The sequence below is a fragment of the Parasaccharibacter apium genome (genome assembly GCF_002917995.1).
GTDB lineage: Bacteria > Pseudomonadota > Alphaproteobacteria > Acetobacterales > Acetobacteraceae > Bombella > Bombella apis.
Genome location: NZ_LMYH01000012.1, coordinates 111,178 through 128,365, shown reverse-complemented (window position 1 = coordinate 128,365; position 17,188 = coordinate 111,178). Strand labels below are relative to the sequence as shown.

The window sequence follows — 17,188 nt, the reverse complement described above, 5'->3', positions numbered from 1 at the left end:
GGATGACCGAGGGGGATTCTAGAGCCTTGCCGACAGATGAGATCATAGATCCCGCCATTGATACGACAGGGCGGCGCTGGCAGCTTTTTCAGTTCATAGGGCCAATCCTTGGCGTGATCCTGGTCATCATGACCATCGGAGTTGTCACGCTCTACACGTACAGGACCATGCGGGAGGGGGCGATCACCCTTTCGCGGAATCTGCTCAAAAGCCAGCAGCGTTATATTACGGAAGAAGTCAGCCATTATCTCTCTCCGGCGACGGGTATTTCCTTCATGGCTAGTGGAATGCTGGCCAGTGATGACATGAAGGCGAATGCCAGTGCCTTCATGTCGTTGGGGCGCTCTGTCCTGCGGGGCATTCCGCATGTGGACAGTTTCTATCTGGCTGATGATCAGGGGCATTTCTGGATGTCTGCCCGGCGGGAAGGGCAGTACGAGGAAACGACTCTTCAGGAAGAAGACGGGGCCCCTTATTACCGCCATAGGGTCACCGACAAGGATGGGCGCTTCATCTCTACGGACAGGCTTTCTGCCGAAGGGTATGATCCACGGCTGCGTCCCTGGTACAAGGGGGCTCTCCGGTTTGAGGACAGGACACCGGACCGGCGCCTGTTCTGGACCGACCCTTATCCTTATCTCTCGACGCATCAGTTCATCGTCACGGCCTCCATGGCCTTCAGGACACTGGATGGACGGCACGTCGTTTTTGCCATCAGCATTTCATTGAATCAGCTGACACGCTTCGTGAACAGCCTCAAGGTCGGCAAGAGCGGACAGGCTGTGATCGTGGATCTGAGTGGTCATGTGATTGCGGGCCATAACATGCTGGATGTCGGCAAGCCAGGTTTCGATGCGGAGAATGTCCATCTGGACCCCAAGACACAGCCGGTGTTCGTCCGGGCGCTCAATGTGTTTCGTGTCATGGGAGATGGTACGGGCATGGTCCATGCTAGGGGACAGAACTATGTTACCATTGCCTCTGCCATGCCGCTGGCCAAGAGGTCGTGGGTGCTGCTGCTGAATGCACCTGAAAGTGACTTTGCCAGTTTTACACATGCCGTGCAGAAACAGGCGGTTTATTTTTCTGTTGTGATTGTCGGGCTGGCGCTGATTCTCGCCATGGGGCTGATCTATCAGGGACGGCGGGTTGAACGGTTGCAGACCGGCCTGAATGTGCTTGATGAAAAAAAGAAGGAAGACAATGCGGTCCTTCTGAAGATCACCAACATGGAAGGTCTGCTCGATCCAGAGCAGGAACAGCCTTATTTCTGCGAGGCTCTGGCCGAACGTGCCGTAGCACGCCGGGCCAGCATCTGGCGGCTGCTGGCTGATGGGGACAGGCTGCTGTGTGAGGACATGTTCGACCGTGGCAGGGATGCTCACGGTTCGGGCATGGAGCTGACCAGAAACGGTCACTCTGGCGTCTTTGAATGTCTGGAAAGCGGCCATGCCGTTGATCTGCCAGATGCGGAGGAGGATCAGCGTTTCCAGAGCCTTCAGCGTGTGGTCATGCGGATGATCGGAGCCAGACATCTCTTCTTCATGCCTGTGATGGAAGAGCACCGGCCGGTGGGCGCCATTATGCTGGAGGACCCCTACCAGCTGGGTGAGGCGGACCGTGTTATTGGTCTGATCGCTTCGATTCTGGCTGTCCGTTTCGGTCATGTTCAGGAGGAAGAGAAAAAGGCGGCGCAGGCTCAGGGCGGGCCTGTCACCATGGCCGATTCTGCTGGCCGGTCCCCCAGACCCCAGATGCGTATTGTCGAGGGCTTTCTCATTCATCCGGAAGAGGAAACCGACAGGACACCGCCCATGCCCGGCCTGTATCCGACGGTGCCCATCATGGTTCTGGAATTTTCCGAGGCTTATTCTTCCAACCGCGATGCTGCCCAGGCCATGCTGGAACTGGTGGCCGAACTTGGCGGGAAGATCGAAGGCATTGCCAGGGAGCGTGGTCTGTTTTCGGCCCAGGTGGCGGGGAATCGGTTCATTTTCCTGGGCAGCTGTTCCCAGAACGTTGATGCGGAGGGGGCCGTCCATCTTGCAGAGGCAGCCATCGGAATCAGGGAAGCCTGCCTGATGGTCATTGCCCAGATGAACACGCAGCTCATGTTCCGTATCGGGATTGACGTCGGGCCTGTCCTTGTTGCCTATTTTGGGGAGAGACGGGACATCTTCAATCTGTGGGGAGAGGGGCTCACCATGGCAGAAGCCTTGGCCCACAATGCTCCTGATGGGGGGCAGATACAGGTCTCAGAGCGAGCCTATCAGGCCCTGCAGGGCATTTTCCTGTTCCGTCTGAGGGGAGAGTTTTTCCTGCCCAACAATGGGATCTCCAACAGCTACATTCTGGCAGGCAGGAGTGAGAACACGGCGGCAGGGGGATCATGAATTTCTCCGAGCGCTTTGCCGTCATTAATAGTGGCCTGGCCATGCTGGGCCGTTTTGCCCGGTCCCAGCCCCGGTTCTTTCTCATCATGATCGGGGCTGCATGGGGGGTCGTCTATGAGATGCTGCACCCCAGCTCATGGCGTCGGACGGTCATCATCGAGTTTCGTCGCAATCTGCGTCAGCTGGTAGGTAGCGGTTTTTTCAGCGTAGTGGTGGTGGCCGTCATCACGGGGTTGGGGCTGGTTTCGCAGGCTGTTTACTGGCTGGGTTTTGCTGGCATGTCGCAGATGACCGGAAGCCTTCTCTCCAGCGTCCTGCTGCGGGAAATTGCGCCCATTCTCGTCGGCGTCATTCTTCTGGGACGTTCTGGCATGTTGATGCTGACGGAAATGGGCACTCTGACAACCAGCGGGCGGCTCAAGACCCTGAATGGCATGGGCATTGATCCGTTTCTGGCACTTGTCGTGCCACGAACCATTGCGACGACGGTGGGCGGGGTCACGCTGGGTACCTTTTTCAGCGTCATCGCTTTGGGCATGGGGTATGTGGCCTGCTGGATGAAAGGGATCGTCACGTCATCCATCTGGTCTTTCATTTTCGATGTGATCAACAGCATGCAGCCGGGTGATTATATCGGGATTCCTCTGAAATTTCTTCTGAGCGGGGCCTGTGTCGGTCTGTGCTGCTGTCTGTCTGGCATGGATGTGACGGCAGAGGACAATCTGACAACCTTCATGCCACGGGGCTTTGCGCGTGGCATCATGTCCATTCTGGTCATCAATGTGGTGATCGACGTCATTCTGGGGAGCTTCTGACGGTGGAAGGCACAACTCTTTCAGAAGGGGATTATGGTTTTGTCCTGAAGCTGGATGATGCTGTTCCGGTGTCTGATTCCACAGGGTTGCCTTCAGTAAAATACAATCTGGCACTGGCACCCGGTGAATGTGTGTTCGTGGAGTGTCGTGACAGTTTCAGGGCGTCGCAGTTTACGGATTTCTGCGCAGGGCTTCTGCCCGTCAGGCAGGATGCGAGGACAGGCAGGGGACAGGGAACGGTCAGCTGCATGGGGCTGAACTGGGCGGAGCTGGATGAAAGACGGGCGCAGGCACTGCGGGGGCGTATCGGTCGCATTACCGAGGACAGTGGCTGGATTGACCTGTACGAGATGCATATGAACATTCTCTGGCCTAGCCTGCATCACAGTCGTGCCTCTTATGACAGACTGGTGGTGGAGGCCGTCCAGCTGGCCCAGTCATTCGGCATGCCCGGCCTGCCAACGCAGCTGCCTGAAAAACTCTCCCCGCTGGACAGGAAACGCTCGGAATATGTGCGAACCTTCATGAACAGGCCGTCCTTGCTTCTGTTGGAAAATCCTATCAGTCTTGGGGGACCGGTCGAGCTGTACAATGCTTTTCTGACAGAACTGACAGCTGCACGGGAGCGGGGCTGTGCGGTCGTGTGGATCGGTTCGGAGCGTTCCGCCTGGGCTGGTTATGCCGGGCCCGGCATGCAGCGTTTTCGCCTCGGTAGTAATGGTCTCGTAAAGTGAGAGATATGTGATGCGTCCTTTACGTTTACGTCGGCGTTCCGGTCTGGCAGCTCCTCTGTTCAGGAGCTCTTTCGTGGATGAGTGGGTCGGGCTGCTTGTTCTGCTGGCTCTTGTCATCCTGACAGCTGTTCTGGTCGAGGCCGGTTTTCTCAAGCAGTGGCTGACACCGGCAGGGCGTCTGCATTTCGTGCTGCCGGAAAGTGGTGTGGCGGGGTTGGCTGTCAATAATGACATTGAAGTCATGGGGGTCCGTGTAGGGGAAATCCGGCGGCTGGACCTCAATGAATCAGGCCGTATGTATGCGGAAGGAACGATCGAACCCCATTTCGAGCGCTATATTCGCAGTGACAGCATTGCTACCATCAAACGTCGCCTTGTCGTGGCGGGTGCGGGATATATTGAAATCACCCGTGGGCAGGGAGAGCCGCTCAACTGGGACTATGCCGTGTTGAATACCAGCGTGGAACCCAACCCTGCGGATATGATTGTCCAGACCCTGATAGATCTGCGGGCCAGATTGCTTCCTGCCATGGATAATGTGGAAGAGATCACGAAGCAGGCCAAGGACATCATGGTGGACCTTCATGCAGGTAAGGGGACAGCTGGTGCCCTGCTGACCAATGAGGAAACGGCCCAGCGTGTAAATACGATCCTGGTTTCATTGAACAAGGCCATTGAGGCTGTGCAGCCACTGGAACAGAAGTTGCAGATTACGCTGAATGAAGCCAATGGCGTGATGCAGAATGTGCACGGCCTGACCAAGGGGTTGAAAGATTCCGGCCCGGAAGTGCAGCGGAGCGTCCGTAATGTGGCTGATGCCACGGAGCAGCTTCCCGCCGTTCTGGCTGAAGCTGAGGCTACGGCAGACAGCCTGCGCAAGCTGAGTGATCAGCTGCGGGGTTTGTGGTTGCTGGGCGGTGGTGGCGGCAAAAACAGGCACCGGCCTGACCGTAGGCTCCCGGCCCGTGAGGTGAGACCATGAAATTTTGCAATGTCATCATCTCTCTTTCCCTCTCCGCCGGGCTTCTCTCAGGTTGTTCCAGCGGTCCCGGTGAGTGGGAAGACCAGCGCTACGCCACAAGAATGGATGCTGCCGACAGTGTGTTCAGTCTTGGCTATATCCAACAGGCGAGGCAGCATTACGCAGATGCTCTGGAGCGGGCGTTTCTGATTGATGATGTTCAGGCCATCCATGATGCCGGTTTCAACCTGGCTACCAGCGAGCTGCGTCTGAAAGACTATCAGGCGAGTCTGGAGACATTACGCCGGGTGTCTGAAGCATTGATGGTGAGGGGCTGGACTGGCGGACGGCAGGCTGATCTGCATCTCGTACGGGCATCTGTCTTTTATGCCCAGACATATTGGCAGCATGCGGGTGATGAGGCGAAGCTGGCCAGGACCAGTCCGGATGATCGGATACGTTTCAGCGCTTATGCGTTGGGTGGTCTGGCAGCAGCTGCGCAGTTTGATCGGGCTGGGCTGGAGGAGGCCATCACCGCTCTTGCTCCCAGCAGGAATGACAAGGACCAGGCCAACCTGAAAGAACTTCTTACCCTGCGTCTGATCCTGAACAGGGATTGGCAGCCAGCGGCAGAGTCTGCCGAGGGGCTGGTGAAAATACGCAGGGAAGACATGGATTACGAAGCCATGCGTCGGGCTCTGCTGCTGGAGGCCAAAGCTCTTCGTGCCATGGGGAAGGAGCAGGCTGCTGGGCGTGTCATGCAGCGTTTCAGGGATAGTGCCCGGAAGCAGCAGACCAGCCTGTAAGCTCGCTGCCTGTCTGGTCAGGTGGATGCGCTCCGGAAACCGTTCTGGAGCGCATCCATGGTGGGGTCAGATCAGGCTGTTGCCGTTTTCTGCATCATGGGGCTCATGCCCAGCATGGCCAGAAGCTCTGTGTCCCTGTTCTGTGCCGGATTGGGCGTCGTGAGCAGCTTTTCCCCCCAGAAAATGGAGTTGGCTCCTGCCAGAAAACAGAGTGCATGTGTTGATTCGGACATGTTTTCACGTCCCGCTGCCAGACGGACGTGACTGGCTGGCATCATGATGCGGGCTGTTGCAATCACGCGGGCGAAGGTGATCGGATCCACGGCCTCTTCATCAGCCAGCGGAGTGCCCTCCACGCGGACGAGCAGGTTGATGGGAACACTTTCCGGGTGGGTCGGCAGATTGGCCAGTGTCGTCAGCAGGCCGGCACGGTCCTGCGTGTCTTCACCCATGCCGATGATCCCGCCGCAGCAGACCTTGATGCCGGCATCACGCACATTGGCCAGAGTATCCAGACGTTCCTGATAGGTCCGTGTGGTGATGATCTTGCCGTAGAAATCTTCTGACGTATCAAGATTATGATTGTAATAGTCCAGACCGGCCTCTTTCAGGCGGGCAGACTGGCTGGGCGTGAGCATCCCTATGGTCAGGCAGGTCTCCAGTCCGAGAGCCTTGACCTCCTCAACCATGCGGCAGACAGCATCCAGGTCACGGTCCTTCGGGGCACGCCATGCAGCGCCCATGCAGAACCGCCCGGCACCGGCTTCCTTCGAGCGTCTGGCATCGGCGATGACACGCTCCAGCGGCATGAGCTTTTCAGCGGCCATGCGCTTGTCGTGGTGGGCGCTCTGCGGACAGTAGGAGCAGTCTTCCGGGCAACCGCCGCTCTTTATGGAGAGCAGGGTTGATATCTGTACCTTTGTGGGGTCAAAAAATTGCCGGTGTGCCAGCTGTGCCTGAAAGATCAGCTCCGGGAAGGGCAGCGCAAGAAGGGCTTCTGCTTCTTCGCGAGCCCAGTCGTGCCGGAGCGTGACCTTCTGAGGCGAGGGGCAGGTCTGTTCAGTCATCTAGCTTTTGTCTCCAGAGTTGGCTGCATACACCTACCCAAAAGATGGACGCTATGCCATCCGAAAAGTATGATAGATGCATGAAGGGTTAACGTCATTTCGGAAAATGCAGGGTGTCTTTATGAAACATTGGCAGATTGATCAGATGGACTGGGCCGCCTTTGACGCGACGAAGGTGAACCCTGATATCCTTGCTCTTGTGAAGGCAGCTTCTGTGGTGGAGCGGAATGCACGGGACTATACCTGTTACCTCAGGAATGTTTTCCATGACGATTCCGGTTTCCGGGATGCCGCACAGAACTGGGCGGAAGAAGAGGTCCAGCATGGAGATGCCCTTGGGAAATGGGCCATGCTGGCAGACCCGGACTGGGATTACGCCAAAGCTTTTGAGCGATATCGGGACGCTTACAGGATAGATACGGACGTGTCCTCATCCATCAGGGGGTCTCGTACGGGGGAGCTGATTGCCCGCTGCATGGTGGAAACGGGAACATCCTCTTTCTATACGGCACTGGCTGACGCTACGGATGAGCCCGTTCTGAAGGCAGTCTGCAAGCAGATCGCTGCTGATGAATACCGTCATTTCAAACTGTTTTATGACAATATGCATCGTTATCTGGAACGTGAGAAGCTGGGGCGCTGGTTCCGTCTGCGGATTGCCCTGAGCCGTGTGATGGAAAGTGAGGATGACGAACTTGCAACAGCCTTTTACATCACGAACAGTGAGAAATTCCGTTTTTATGATCACAAGAACTGTATTGCTGCCTACATGGCCCGGGCCCTGTCCTTCTACCAGCAGAAGCATCTGGACCGTGTCACGGCCATGATTTTGAAGACATCGGGCCTGACACCCCATTCCCGCATGCAGCGGTGGCTTGCGAAGGGGATGCATGCCCTGATCTCTTGGAAGCAGAGGTCGTTCGCCCGTCAGCTTCAGCAGGCCTGAGCTGTTTCATACCCTTTTTTCAACAATGGATGTTTTCATGAAAATTCCATCATTCCGTACCGTCTTGAAACAGTGCAGCATGCTCATGGTGATCGGGGCCGGGCTTGCCGCAGGGGCAGCTGGCCACGCACAGACCCAGACGCCTCAGGCCTACAGGAATGGCTGGGGGTTTGATCAGGCAGGAATGGATCCGGCCACTCCGCCAGGGCAGGATTTCTTTACCTATGCCAACGGCCATTATATCGGTCAGCTGAAGATTCCTGACGACATGAGCAGTTACGGGCCTTTCCATATTCTCGCTGAACTGTCTCAGGTAAGGCAAAAAGCGCTTCTGGAGGCCTTGCTACCGTATGCGGAGGTGGGAGACGAACGCAGCAAGCTGGCAACCTTTTATAGCAGCTTTCTCGATCAGAAGACTGTTAATGCCAAAGGTGGCGATCCGCTTGAGGTGGAGCTGGGCCAGATACGGGAGATGAATGACAGGGCATCCTTGGCCCGTCTGTTCGGTCTTTCGGCCAGCTCCCTCATGTACAGCCCTTTTGCTCTGGATATTGAACAGAACCAGAAGGATCCGACACAGTACATGCTGATGCTGGATCAGGGCATGAGTATTGGCATCAGTGGGGGTCTTGGGCTGCCTGACATCAGCTATTACAGCAATCCTGCCCTGGCCCCGCAGAAAAATGCCTACCGGGCTCATGTTGCCAGAATGTTGGAACTGCTGGACTGGCCTGATCCGGACAATGACGCCTCAGCTGTTGTGGCTCTGGAAACGGCACTGGCGAAGGTGGAAACTCCCCGTGATCAGACACGGGACCCCGTGAAGATGTTCAATCCGATGATGGTAAAAGAGCTGGTTGGTCTGGCGCCCGATGTGGATTGGGTCACTTACCTGCGGACCATGGGGGTGCCAGAGGCAGGTCTGATGGAGCGTGTGATCGATGTGCGTGAACCGGAATCCATTGCGGAGATGGCCCGGATCATTGCCGGGGCTGACGGGAGGACGGTCAAGGCCTGGCTGTCTTTCCATCTGGCCGACAATGCAGCGCCATATCTCTCTCGTGAGTTTTCAGATGCGTCTTTTGATTTCAATGGTCGGGTTCTGATGGGCATGAAGCGCCAGCCCGACCGCTGGAAGCGTGCTGTCCGTGCTACGAATACGGCCATGGGCTGGGCGCTGGGGCGCCTCTATGTAGAACATTATTTCCCGCCTGAGGCGAAGGATCGGATCACCGGGCTGGTCCAGGAGCTGAAGAAGGCCTTCCGCTGGCGGCTGGAGCATAATGAATGGATGGATGCTCCGACCCGTCAGGCGGCGCTCGTCAAGCTGGATCATTTTGTCATGCAGGTGGGCTATCCCCACAAATGGTGGGATTACTCCGCACTGGATATTCGCCCGGGCGATGTCTATGGCAATGCCTCACGTGGCATCGCTTTCAACTGGCATCATCGTCTGGACCAGCTCGACCGTCCCGTGGACCGGGACGAATGGGACATGACGCCTCAGACAGTGAATGCCTATAATGACCCGGTAAAGAACGAGATCGTTTTCCCTGCGGCCATTCTCCAGCCGCCATTCTTTGACCCCACGGGTGATATGGCCGTCAATTATGGCGGCATTGGCGGGGTCATTGGTCATGAGATGAGCCATGGTTTTGATGATCAGGGCCGTCATTATGACGAGCATGGTCGCCTGCATGACTGGTGGAGCAGCCGGTCTTCCCAGGCTTTTGAGGAAAGAGCGAAAAGACTCGGTGCCCAGTATGATGCCGAGGAAGTTTTTCCCGGCCTGCATGTGAATGGCAGGATGACCATGGGGGAAAATATTGCTGACCTTGGGGGGCTGAATCTGGCGGTGCAGGCCTATCATGACAGCCTTCATGGTCGGACGGAGGCACCTCTTCATGGCTGGACGGGAGACCAGAGAGTGTTTCTCGGCTGGGCGCAGGTCTGGCGTGAGAAGGACAGGCCAGATGCCCTGAAACGGCAGGTTCTTTCCAACGAGCATGCTCCAGCTGCCAGCCGGGTGAACATGCCGGTTCACAATATCGATCTCTGGTATCAGGTGTTCGGTGTGAAAGCGGGAGACAGGCTGTATCTGCCGCCGGAGCAGCGGGTCAAGATATGGTAACAGGAGCAGACCATCGTCCTGCGAAGCCAGCCCCTGCCTGAGGGAAAAATGGGGGCGGGGCTTCACAAACGGCCGGGCTATGGCTATCCCGGGTCTGTTTCTTCATCATGCGGGGCTGTTTCATGTCATATCTCACTATTGGTCATCTTTACACGGCGTTGCATGCCGCCTGTGCCAGTGGCGTGGCCCGTGTCATCGAGGCGAATGGTGAGGAAGTCGCCTATGCTGATCTGAGCCGGGATGAACGTTTACAGGCTTTGGACGATGGCGAGGTCGATATTCTCGTGTCGGCATGGTTCCCGCAGGATGAAGTCATCCTGTCTCATGGGCATGAAGCCATTGGTAGCCTGTATCATCCTGAACTTCAGTTTTCCGCCCTTAAAAAATCAGGGAAGGGTGCTGGCTGGAAGGCTGCAGACTTTACCTCCCTTCTCACCACGGCCGAGGCACGCCCGTTTGTGGAGAAAGCTTTTGAGCAGCGTCCTGCCCTCAAGGAGCTCCCTCTTGAAGTTGTTGCGCCGGAAGAGGTCTTCCCGCGGTTGAAGCAGGCGGAAGAGGCAGGGGATTGTCCTCTGGTTGCTGTCTGGCAGCCTCATGCCGTTTTCCATGTCGAGATGCTGGAGGGTCTTCCTGATGGAGACCTGCTTGCTGGCGAGGTGCAGACGGCCCGGCTTGTTCTGCGCAAGGGGCTTCGTGCGGAGGTGGATGAAGACATGCTGGATGAGCTCTCCATCATGATGCTGAGCAACAAGGTCATGAGCGCTCTTGACTACGCCGTAAGCATTGATGGAATGGGCCCCGGAGACGCTGCGGAATCATGGCAGCGCGGGCGGTTGATTCCCCGCTGACGTTCTTTTGTCATCACCGTTGATAAACTGAAAGCTGGAGGTGTTTGCATGGCTCGTCATGCGTTTGTGTTTCCTGGTCAGGGCAGCCAGTCTGTCGGGATGGGGCTGGAGTTGTACAAGGCATTCCCTGTTGCCCGTGCCGTGTTTGAAGAGGTGGATGAAGCTCTTGGGGCCAATCTTTCCCGGCTGATTTTTGAGGGGGATCCCGCCGAGCTGACGGCAACGGAGAACACCCAGCCGGCTCTTTTTGCAGTTTCCATGGCGACCGTGCGGGTGCTGGAACATGAAGGGGGCTTTGCCCTGAAAGAGAAAGCCATGCTTCTGGCAGGCCATTCCCTGGGAGAATATGCTGCCCTGACAGCAGCTGGTGTCATGGGGATTGCCGAGGGTGCCCGCCTTCTCCGCCTGCGGGGCCAGGCGATGCAGCGTGCCGTGCCTGCAGGGCAGGGAGGCATGGCGGCCATTCTGGGTGTTGAGCCGGATGTGGCGCAGGAGATCTGTGCAGACTGTGCGGAAGGTGATGTTCTGGAAATCGCCAATGACAATGGTGGTGGGCAGATCGTCATTTCGGGGCATATGGCAGCGGTGGACCGTGCCATGGCAGCGGCAAAGGACAGAGGCATCCGCCGTGTGGTGAAGCTGCCCGTATCAGCCCCGTTCCATTCTTCTCTGATGGCACCGGCTGCCGCCGAGATGGAAGAGGCTCTGGCAGGGGCAGCGTTCCGGCCTGCCGCCATTCCTGTCATTGCCAACGTGACGGCAGAACCAGTCTCTCAGCCTGATGACATCCGTACCTTGCTGGGCCAGCAGATCACCGGGCGTGTGCGCTGGCGGGAGACTGTACTTTCCATGCCGGGCAAGGATGTTACCTGCCAGCATGAGCTGGGTGCCGGGAAGGTGCTGACAGGGCTGGCGCGTCGCATCGTGCCTGATCTGGCGGCTGATCATGCTGGAACTCCGGCAGAGATCGAAACAATGCTGAAAAGCCTGTAAGGGGGTAGTCCTGATGTTTTCTCTTTCTGGTAAGCTGGCTCTGGTGACCGGCGCTTCTGGTGGTATTGGTGCGGCCATTGCCCGTCAGCTGCATGAGTGTGGTGCGACTGTCGTGCTGAGCGGAACACGGGAGGGAGCCCTCCAGGATGTGGCAGCGGCTCTGGGTGGTGAGCGTGTGCATGTCGTCACGGCCAATCTGTCGGATGATGCACAGGCTGATGCTCTGGTGGCCCGTGCAGAGGAAGTGGCAGGGCAGCCTCTGGATATTCTTGTCAACAATGCGGGGCTGACACGGGATACGTTGGCCGTGCGGATGAAGGATGATGATTGGGCACAGGTGCTCAAAGTCGATCTGGAAAGTCCGTTCCGTCTGGCCCGTGCTGCGCTGAAAGGGATGCAGCGGCGCCGTACCGGGCGTATCATCTCCATTTCTTCCATTGTGGGGACAACGGGCAATCCGGGGCAGGCCAATTATGCAGCTGCAAAGGCCGGTCTGGTGGGCATGAGCAAGTCTCTGGCCCAGGAAGCAGGCCGCCGTGGTGTGACGGTCAATGTTGTGGCACCGGGCTTCGTGGAGACTGCGATGACCGATGTTCTGCCGGAAGCTGTACGGGAGAAGCTGCTGGGTAACATTCCGCTTGGCCGTATGGGGCGCCCGGAGGATGTTGCTGCAGCCGTTGTCTATCTTGCTTCGGACGAGGCCGCATGGGTGACGGGCACGACGCTTCATGTTAATGGTGGGATGGCCATGGTCTGAAAAAGTTGGCGTTTGCAGGAAAACATGCTAAGCGCGGCCTGCTTGGCCTGGCAAAGGCTCAGAGTATGGCTTCATTGCCGGGCATTCCGATGTCCCGAAGCTGACAGGCAGGCAGGTTTTTTTCTTAGAAACACCCGGTAGGGGTAGCAAGGATTTAAGGCAGATGAGCAACGAAATCGCTGACAAGGTGAAGAAGATCGTCGTCGAGCATTTGGGCGTCGAAGAAAGCCAGGTGAAGCCGGATGCTTCCTTCATCGACGATCTGGGCGCTGACAGTCTGGACACGGTCGAGCTGGTCATGGCTTTCGAGGAAGCATTCTCCGTCGAGATTCCGGAAGATGCCGCCGAGAAGATTGCTACTGTGAATGATGCCATCGAGTATATCACCAAGCAGAAAGCTGCCTGATTCCCGGTGTAGGGATTGGATGACGGGACGGGCTGGTCGGGGATCAGTCCGCTCCGTTCTGAAAGAGCGAAGCGGAGCAAGTCCGTTTCGCTTTATGCGTATTTACGAATTGTGAGGTAAGGCGGCGATGAGCGGCTCTGGAACGGACAGAAAACGTGTGGTCGTTACGGGAATAGGCGTAGTCAGCCCGTTGGCTGTTGGTGCAGAACTGACATGGAAGCGCCTTATCAACTCTCAATCCGGCATTGGTCCGATCACACAGTTTGATGCTTCTGATCTTCCGGCGAGAATTGCAGGCGAAGTTCCAGCCGGACCAACGGAAGAGGGTGGACTTACCCTTTCCGACTGGGTGCCTGTCAAGGAACAGAAAAAGATGGACCGGTTCATCCATCTTGGTCTGGCAGCGGGTATCCAGGCTGTGGAAGATTCAGGCTGGAAGCCGGAATCAGAGGAAGATCGTTGTGCAACAGGTGTCATGATCGGTTCTGGCATTGGCGGCCTGAAAACGATCTACGACAACTCGCTGGCTGTGGCAGCAGGCAAGGCACGTCGTCTTTCTCCTTTCTTCATTCCTTCATCGCTGATCAATCTCACGGCGGGGCATTTGTCCATCCGTTATGGTTTCAAGGGGCCGAATCATGCCGTGGTGACCGCTTGTGCGTCCGGTACCCATGCGATCGGTGATGCGTCCCGTCTGATCCAGCATGGCGATGCGAAGGTAATGGTTGCTGGTGGCGCAGAGTCGGCCATCTGTGAGCTCGGTATTGCCGGTTTCTGTTCAGCCCGCGCCCTTTCGACCAGTTTCAATGACAGTCCGACAACAGCATCCCGCCCGTGGGACAGGCAGCGTGACGGGTTTGTCATGGGTGAGGGGGCCGGCGTGGTCGTGCTGGAAGAGTACGAACATGCAAAGCGTCGTGGTGCCAAGATTTATGGCGAAGTCGTTGGGTATGGTCTTTCGGGGGATGCCTATCACATCACCGCTCCGGCGGAGAATCATGAAGGGGCCTTCCGTGCCATGCAGGCTGCCCTGAAGGATGCCCGGGTCAGCCCTGCCGAGATTGGCTATGTCAATGCTCATGGGACCTCCACAATGGCGGATGATCTGGAACTCGGGGCTGTAGAGCGCCTGTTTGGTGATGCAGCTGCTGGTACGAGCATGTCGTCCACAAAGTCGGCGATCGGGCATCTGCTGGGTGCCGCTGGCGCCGTGGAGGCCATTTTCTGCCTTCAGGCCATGCGTGATGGTATCCTGCCTCCTACGCTCAATCTGGATGAACCGTCCAGTGAGAGCGCCATGGACCGTATCCCTCACAAGGCGAAAGAGCAGCAGGTGGATGTTGCTCTTTCCAACAGCTTTGGCTTTGGTGGGACCAACGCCAGCCTTGTTCTGAAGCGGTTCAGGGGCTGATCTGACTGTCTGATGCAGATTTTCGACGCTGGAGACTGAAACGATGGCACAGGAACCTGCATCAGACACTTCCAGAAAACAGGGGCCTGAAGAAGAGAGTGGAAGCAGGGCCAGGAAGCGTTTCCGTCTCCTGACAAAAGGACGGGTCTTTGCTTTGCTGCTGGCCGCTGCTGGTGGAACCGTTTTCGCCGGGTATGGCCATTACACAGACCCGGGGCCTTTACAGACAGAGCGTGTGGTTGTCATCCCAAAGGGTGGCACTGGTCGGGTCATTGAAGCCCTTCAGGAAAATGGGATTCTGGCACGGGGTGGTGTGTCTTCCCTGTTCTTCAAGGTAGCCATGTATGCCACCCGCTCACAGGGAGCGATTCACGCAGCGGAACTGAAGTTTCCAGAGCGGGTGTCCATGGCTCACAGTCTTGAGATTCTCCGTCATGGGCATCCTGTCACGCACAGTTTGACCGTAGCGGAGGGCCTGACAGCAAAGCGCATCAGGACATTACTGATGCAGGCACCTGCGTTGCAAGGAGACCTTCCCACCATAGAGGAGGGGCAGGTGGCACCTCAGACGTTCTTTTATGTCTGGGGCATGGAGCGACAGGCACTTCTGCATCACATGACAGAATTGATGGGTAAGACGCTTCAGGCGATCTGGGATCAGCGGGATCAATCAGCCTTGCAGGGTGTCATAACCACACCAGAACAGCTGCTGATTCTGGCTTCGCTTGTGGAAAGGGAGACGTCTTTGGCAGAGGAGAGACCACAGATCGCCCGGGTCTTCCTGAACCGTCTGAAACAGGGAATGAAGCTTCAGACAGATCCGACTGTCATTTATGGGTTGAGCGATGGAGATGGGGTGCTGCCTCGCCCCTTGACGCATGAGGACCTGCAGACAGAAAGCCCCTACAACAGTTATCTTCATCCGGGTCTGCCTCCGGGGCCTATCTGTTCGCCTGGTCGTGAGTCGTTGGAGGCAGCAGCTCATCCCGCTTCGGGTAATGCGCTGTATTTTGTCGCAACAGGACATGGGGGGCATAATTTTGCCCATACCCTTGCCGAACAGACGGATAACGTCCGTGCCTATCGCCGTATGAAAAAAGCGGCAGCCCAGTAATTTTTCCTGTGCAGCGGGATACCTGAAAAGAAGAAGGGGCATTATCCACTTCTGGATAATGCCCCCATCTGTGAGAAGACCGTATGATCTGCCTCAATCTTACTGGTTGAAGGCCTTCATGACGACACGACGCAGCGCATCGGCTGACTTGTTGTTGACCTGCATCCGCACGACGATGTCTTCCGGCCCGACGACCTGATGGTAGTAGGAACGGTTCGCCTCACTATCGGGTTTCAGCTTGCTGCTGCCGAGGGACACACCAGCAAAAACCCCCTTCATCTTCTGCATGGCATAGACTTCCTTGGGGGTGTTCTGCGTGCTGCTGCTGTCATTGCCAAAAGCAGCATCGGCACTGGCGTCAAAGCTGAACTCGTGATCCATCAGGTTCAGGAGTGCTTTCTGGGACGTGATGAAGAAGAAAAGCTGGCTGTGCTGATAACCAGCCTGAAGACCAAAGGAGCCTGCGCTCAGGTTATAGAAAGCCGGGTCAGACCAGGAATTGTTGGCACCACGGGCCAGCAGGACGCAACGCCCACCGGTACCACCAACGATGAGAGACATCTTCGTGACGTCGGGACAGATCACGACGGCTTTTGTCTCGCCAAGTACATGGGCCGTCTTTTCCTTGACTTTGGAGTCAAGCAGAGCGGACTGCACGGCGAATGTAGCCTTGTTTACGAGAACCTGCTGTTTGGAAATCTTGGCAGCGGCCGCGTCACCGGCGCAGGCGCTCATGGCGAGCATGCCAACACCCGCAGCAATGGAAACAGTCCGTGAGATGTAGGAAAATGACTTGGACATCGGAAACCTCTCTGTAGGCTGAAAACGGATGCACGTTGGAACTATAAACTTAATCTAGTGTAACGCCTAGTGTCTTCGAGAGGGTTGCCGCAACCAGCGGGGCACAGGCGAGGATGGTCGTACGCTGCGTCAGGCCGCCCATTTTCAGGAAAGGTGACACGTGGGCTCCAGCTTCATCAAGAAGGACCAGGGCCGCAGCAACATCCCAGAGGAAGATGACGTATTCGTGATAACCATCCGAGCGACCACAGGCAACGTCAGCCAGAGCGAGGGCGCCAGACCCCAGCGACCGTGGCATGACCCCCTTGTGCAAAAGGGCCTGCATCTTTTCGGGGTACCAGCCTTCGGGGACGTAGGGTGACCAGCCAATTTCCACCATGGCTTCACTCATCTTGTCGGTTGTTGATGCCTTGATGGGGGCTCCATTGAGGAAGGCGCCTTTCCCCTTTCTTGCCGTAAAGCTTTCCCGGATGGCTGGAGCTTCTATGATACCTGCCACCGGGACATTCCGGTGCATGAGGCCTAGAGAAATGCACCAGCGATTACGGCCTCTGGCATAATTGGATGTGCCATCAATAGGGTCTATGACCCATCGGAAGAGCCCGGATGAGCTGCCGCCATGCTCTTCTCCCAGAAAGGCATCCTCGGGGAAGAGGGTTCCCAGACGGGCCGTGACAAACTGTTCCACGGTCCTGTCTGCTTCAGTCACGTAGTCCTGATGGCCCTTGAGATCAGCAGCTGGCTTACCGGGGGCAGGCTGCATGTTCAGGGCAAGGGCCGCAGCTTCCTTGATGATGGAACAGGCCGCATGAAAGCGGATGTCGATGGCGGTATCCGTATCGTATGTGATGGGCATTCATGAATCCTTGAATATGGCAGCTGCGACGTGTCTGGGGCAGAAAAGTACAGGAAGATGCTCCGGCTGTCAGCCATTCCAGAGGAACAGTAGCTCTTCCACTGGAGAGGGCAGCTCTGTATGGTGGAAGATGATTTTATGAGCATGTA

At 56.8% G+C, this 17,188-nt stretch carries 16 protein-coding genes; 13 read left to right on the top strand and 3 right to left on the bottom strand.

What is annotated here, in order from left to right:
• Nucleotides 1-2: 2 nt before the first annotated feature.
• Genes ASO19_RS05270 through ASO19_RS05250 form a run of 5 tightly spaced genes read left to right on the top strand, consistent with a single transcriptional unit; the run spans nucleotide 3 to nucleotide 5,709 of the window.
• Complete coding sequence (locus tag ASO19_RS05270) at nucleotides 3-2,393, top strand: cache domain-containing protein (RefSeq protein WP_227449700.1); 2,391 nt, start codon at nucleotides 3-5, stop codon at nucleotides 2,391-2,393.
• Complete coding sequence (locus ASO19_RS05265) at nucleotides 2,390-3,208, top strand: MlaE family ABC transporter permease (protein WP_154981426.1); 819 nt, start codon at nucleotides 2,390-2,392, stop codon at nucleotides 3,206-3,208. The genes ASO19_RS05270 and ASO19_RS05265 overlap by 4 nt, the downstream gene beginning before the upstream one ends.
• Before the next feature lie 2 nt (nucleotides 3,209-3,210).
• The gene (locus ASO19_RS05260) at nucleotides 3,211-3,942 is read left to right on the top strand and encodes an ABC transporter ATP-binding protein (RefSeq protein ID WP_081563177.1); all 732 of its coding nucleotides are present in this window, start codon (nucleotides 3,211-3,213) and stop codon (nucleotides 3,940-3,942) included.
• Nucleotides 3,943-3,952: 10 nt separating this feature from the next.
• A complete protein-coding gene (locus tag ASO19_RS05255) occupies nucleotides 3,953-4,924 on the top strand; it encodes an MlaD family protein (protein ID WP_043560066.1) in 972 nt (323 codons plus the stop codon).
• The gene (locus ASO19_RS05250; RefSeq protein ID WP_103765552.1) at nucleotides 4,921-5,709 is read left to right on the top strand and encodes a hypothetical protein; all 789 of its coding nucleotides are present in this window, start codon (nucleotides 4,921-4,923) and stop codon (nucleotides 5,707-5,709) included. The genes ASO19_RS05255 and ASO19_RS05250 overlap by 4 nt, the downstream gene beginning before the upstream one ends.
• A gap of 71 nt (nucleotides 5,710-5,780) precedes the next feature.
• Here ASO19_RS05250 and bioB read toward each other — a convergent pair whose 3' ends face one another.
• Nucleotides 5,781-6,776, bottom strand: a complete 996-nt coding sequence (gene bioB / locus ASO19_RS05245) for a biotin synthase BioB (protein WP_043560069.1) — start codon at nucleotides 6,774-6,776, stop codon at nucleotides 5,781-5,783.
• Between the two features lie 121 nt (nucleotides 6,777-6,897).
• On the opposite strand from bioB, the gene ASO19_RS05240 reads away from it, so the two are divergent.
• From ASO19_RS05240 to mltG, 8 genes are all read left to right on the top strand, one after another.
• Nucleotides 6,898-7,722, top strand: coding sequence for an acyl-ACP desaturase (locus ASO19_RS05240; RefSeq protein WP_043561201.1), 825 nt, complete (start codon nucleotides 6,898-6,900; stop codon nucleotides 7,720-7,722).
• Nucleotides 7,723-7,759: 37 nt separating this feature from the next.
• Nucleotides 7,760-9,853: a M13 family metallopeptidase gene (locus ASO19_RS05235; protein ID WP_181005203.1), complete on the top strand. Its 2,094-nt coding sequence runs from the start codon at nucleotides 7,760-7,762 to the stop codon at nucleotides 9,851-9,853.
• Between the two features lie 122 nt (nucleotides 9,854-9,975).
• Nucleotides 9,976-10,701, top strand: coding sequence for a glycine betaine ABC transporter substrate-binding protein (locus ASO19_RS05230; RefSeq protein WP_043560070.1), 726 nt, complete (start codon nucleotides 9,976-9,978; stop codon nucleotides 10,699-10,701).
• Between the two features lie 48 nt (nucleotides 10,702-10,749).
• The gene (fabD, locus tag ASO19_RS05225) at nucleotides 10,750-11,694 is read left to right on the top strand and encodes an ACP S-malonyltransferase (protein ID WP_103765550.1); all 945 of its coding nucleotides are present in this window, start codon (nucleotides 10,750-10,752) and stop codon (nucleotides 11,692-11,694) included.
• 13 nt (nucleotides 11,695-11,707) lie between these two features.
• On the top strand, nucleotides 11,708-12,451 hold the full coding sequence (gene fabG / locus ASO19_RS05220) for a 3-oxoacyl-[acyl-carrier-protein] reductase (RefSeq protein WP_043560072.1): 744 nt from the start codon (nucleotides 11,708-11,710) through the stop codon (nucleotides 12,449-12,451).
• Nucleotides 12,452-12,614: 163 nt separating this feature from the next.
• Entirely contained in the window at nucleotides 12,615-12,857 is a 243-nt protein-coding gene (locus ASO19_RS05215) for an acyl carrier protein (RefSeq protein WP_043560073.1), read from the top strand.
• A gap of 127 nt (nucleotides 12,858-12,984) precedes the next feature.
• The gene (gene fabF, locus ASO19_RS05210) at nucleotides 12,985-14,268 is read left to right on the top strand and encodes a beta-ketoacyl-ACP synthase II (RefSeq protein WP_043560074.1); all 1,284 of its coding nucleotides are present in this window, start codon (nucleotides 12,985-12,987) and stop codon (nucleotides 14,266-14,268) included.
• Between the two features lie 43 nt (nucleotides 14,269-14,311).
• A complete protein-coding gene (gene mltG / locus ASO19_RS05205) occupies nucleotides 14,312-15,382 on the top strand; it encodes an endolytic transglycosylase MltG (RefSeq protein ID WP_103765549.1) in 1,071 nt (356 codons plus the stop codon).
• Between the two features lie 99 nt (nucleotides 15,383-15,481).
• Here mltG and ASO19_RS05200 read toward each other — a convergent pair whose 3' ends face one another.
• Together ASO19_RS05200 and ASO19_RS05195 are read right to left on the bottom strand one after the other, a co-directional pair.
• A complete protein-coding gene (locus ASO19_RS05200) occupies nucleotides 15,482-16,183 on the bottom strand; it encodes a lipid-binding SYLF domain-containing protein (RefSeq protein WP_052349055.1) in 702 nt (233 codons plus the stop codon).
• Nucleotides 16,184-16,232: 49 nt separating this feature from the next.
• Entirely contained in the window at nucleotides 16,233-17,039 is an 807-nt protein-coding gene (locus ASO19_RS05195; protein ID WP_103765548.1) for an inositol monophosphatase family protein, read from the bottom strand.
• Between the last annotated feature and the right edge of the window lie 149 nt (nucleotides 17,040-17,188).

Excerpts from the sequence above, each read along its gene's own strand:
- ASO19_RS05270 (WP_227449700.1), top strand. The coding sequence starts at position 3 with ATGACCGAGGGGGATTCTAGAGCCTTGCCGACAGATGAGATCATAGAT.
- ASO19_RS05265 (WP_154981426.1), top strand. The coding sequence starts at position 2,390 with ATGAATTTCTCCGAGCGCTTTGCCGTCATTAATAGTGGCCTGGCCATG.
- ASO19_RS05255 (WP_043560066.1), top strand. The coding sequence starts at position 3,953 with ATGCGTCCTTTACGTTTACGTCGGCGTTCCGGTCTGGCAGCTCCTCTG.
- ASO19_RS05250 (WP_103765552.1), top strand. The coding sequence starts at position 4,921 with ATGAAATTTTGCAATGTCATCATCTCTCTTTCCCTCTCCGCCGGGCTT.
- bioB (WP_043560069.1), bottom strand. The coding sequence starts at position 6,776 with ATGACTGAACAGACCTGCCCCTCGCCTCAGAAGGTCACGCTCCGGCAC.
- ASO19_RS05240 (WP_043561201.1), top strand. The coding sequence starts at position 6,898 with ATGAAACATTGGCAGATTGATCAGATGGACTGGGCCGCCTTTGACGCG.
- ASO19_RS05235 (WP_181005203.1), top strand. The coding sequence starts at position 7,760 with ATGAAAATTCCATCATTCCGTACCGTCTTGAAACAGTGCAGCATGCTC.
- ASO19_RS05230 (WP_043560070.1), top strand. The coding sequence starts at position 9,976 with ATGTCATATCTCACTATTGGTCATCTTTACACGGCGTTGCATGCCGCC.
- fabD (WP_103765550.1), top strand. The coding sequence starts at position 10,750 with ATGGCTCGTCATGCGTTTGTGTTTCCTGGTCAGGGCAGCCAGTCTGTC.
- fabG (WP_043560072.1), top strand. The coding sequence starts at position 11,708 with ATGTTTTCTCTTTCTGGTAAGCTGGCTCTGGTGACCGGCGCTTCTGGT.
- ASO19_RS05215 (WP_043560073.1), top strand. The coding sequence starts at position 12,615 with ATGAGCAACGAAATCGCTGACAAGGTGAAGAAGATCGTCGTCGAGCAT.
- fabF (WP_043560074.1), top strand. The coding sequence starts at position 12,985 with ATGAGCGGCTCTGGAACGGACAGAAAACGTGTGGTCGTTACGGGAATA.
- mltG (WP_103765549.1), top strand. The coding sequence starts at position 14,312 with ATGGCACAGGAACCTGCATCAGACACTTCCAGAAAACAGGGGCCTGAA.
- ASO19_RS05200 (WP_052349055.1), bottom strand. The coding sequence starts at position 16,183 with ATGTCCAAGTCATTTTCCTACATCTCACGGACTGTTTCCATTGCTGCG.
- ASO19_RS05195 (WP_103765548.1), bottom strand. The coding sequence starts at position 17,039 with ATGCCCATCACATACGATACGGATACCGCCATCGACATCCGCTTTCAT.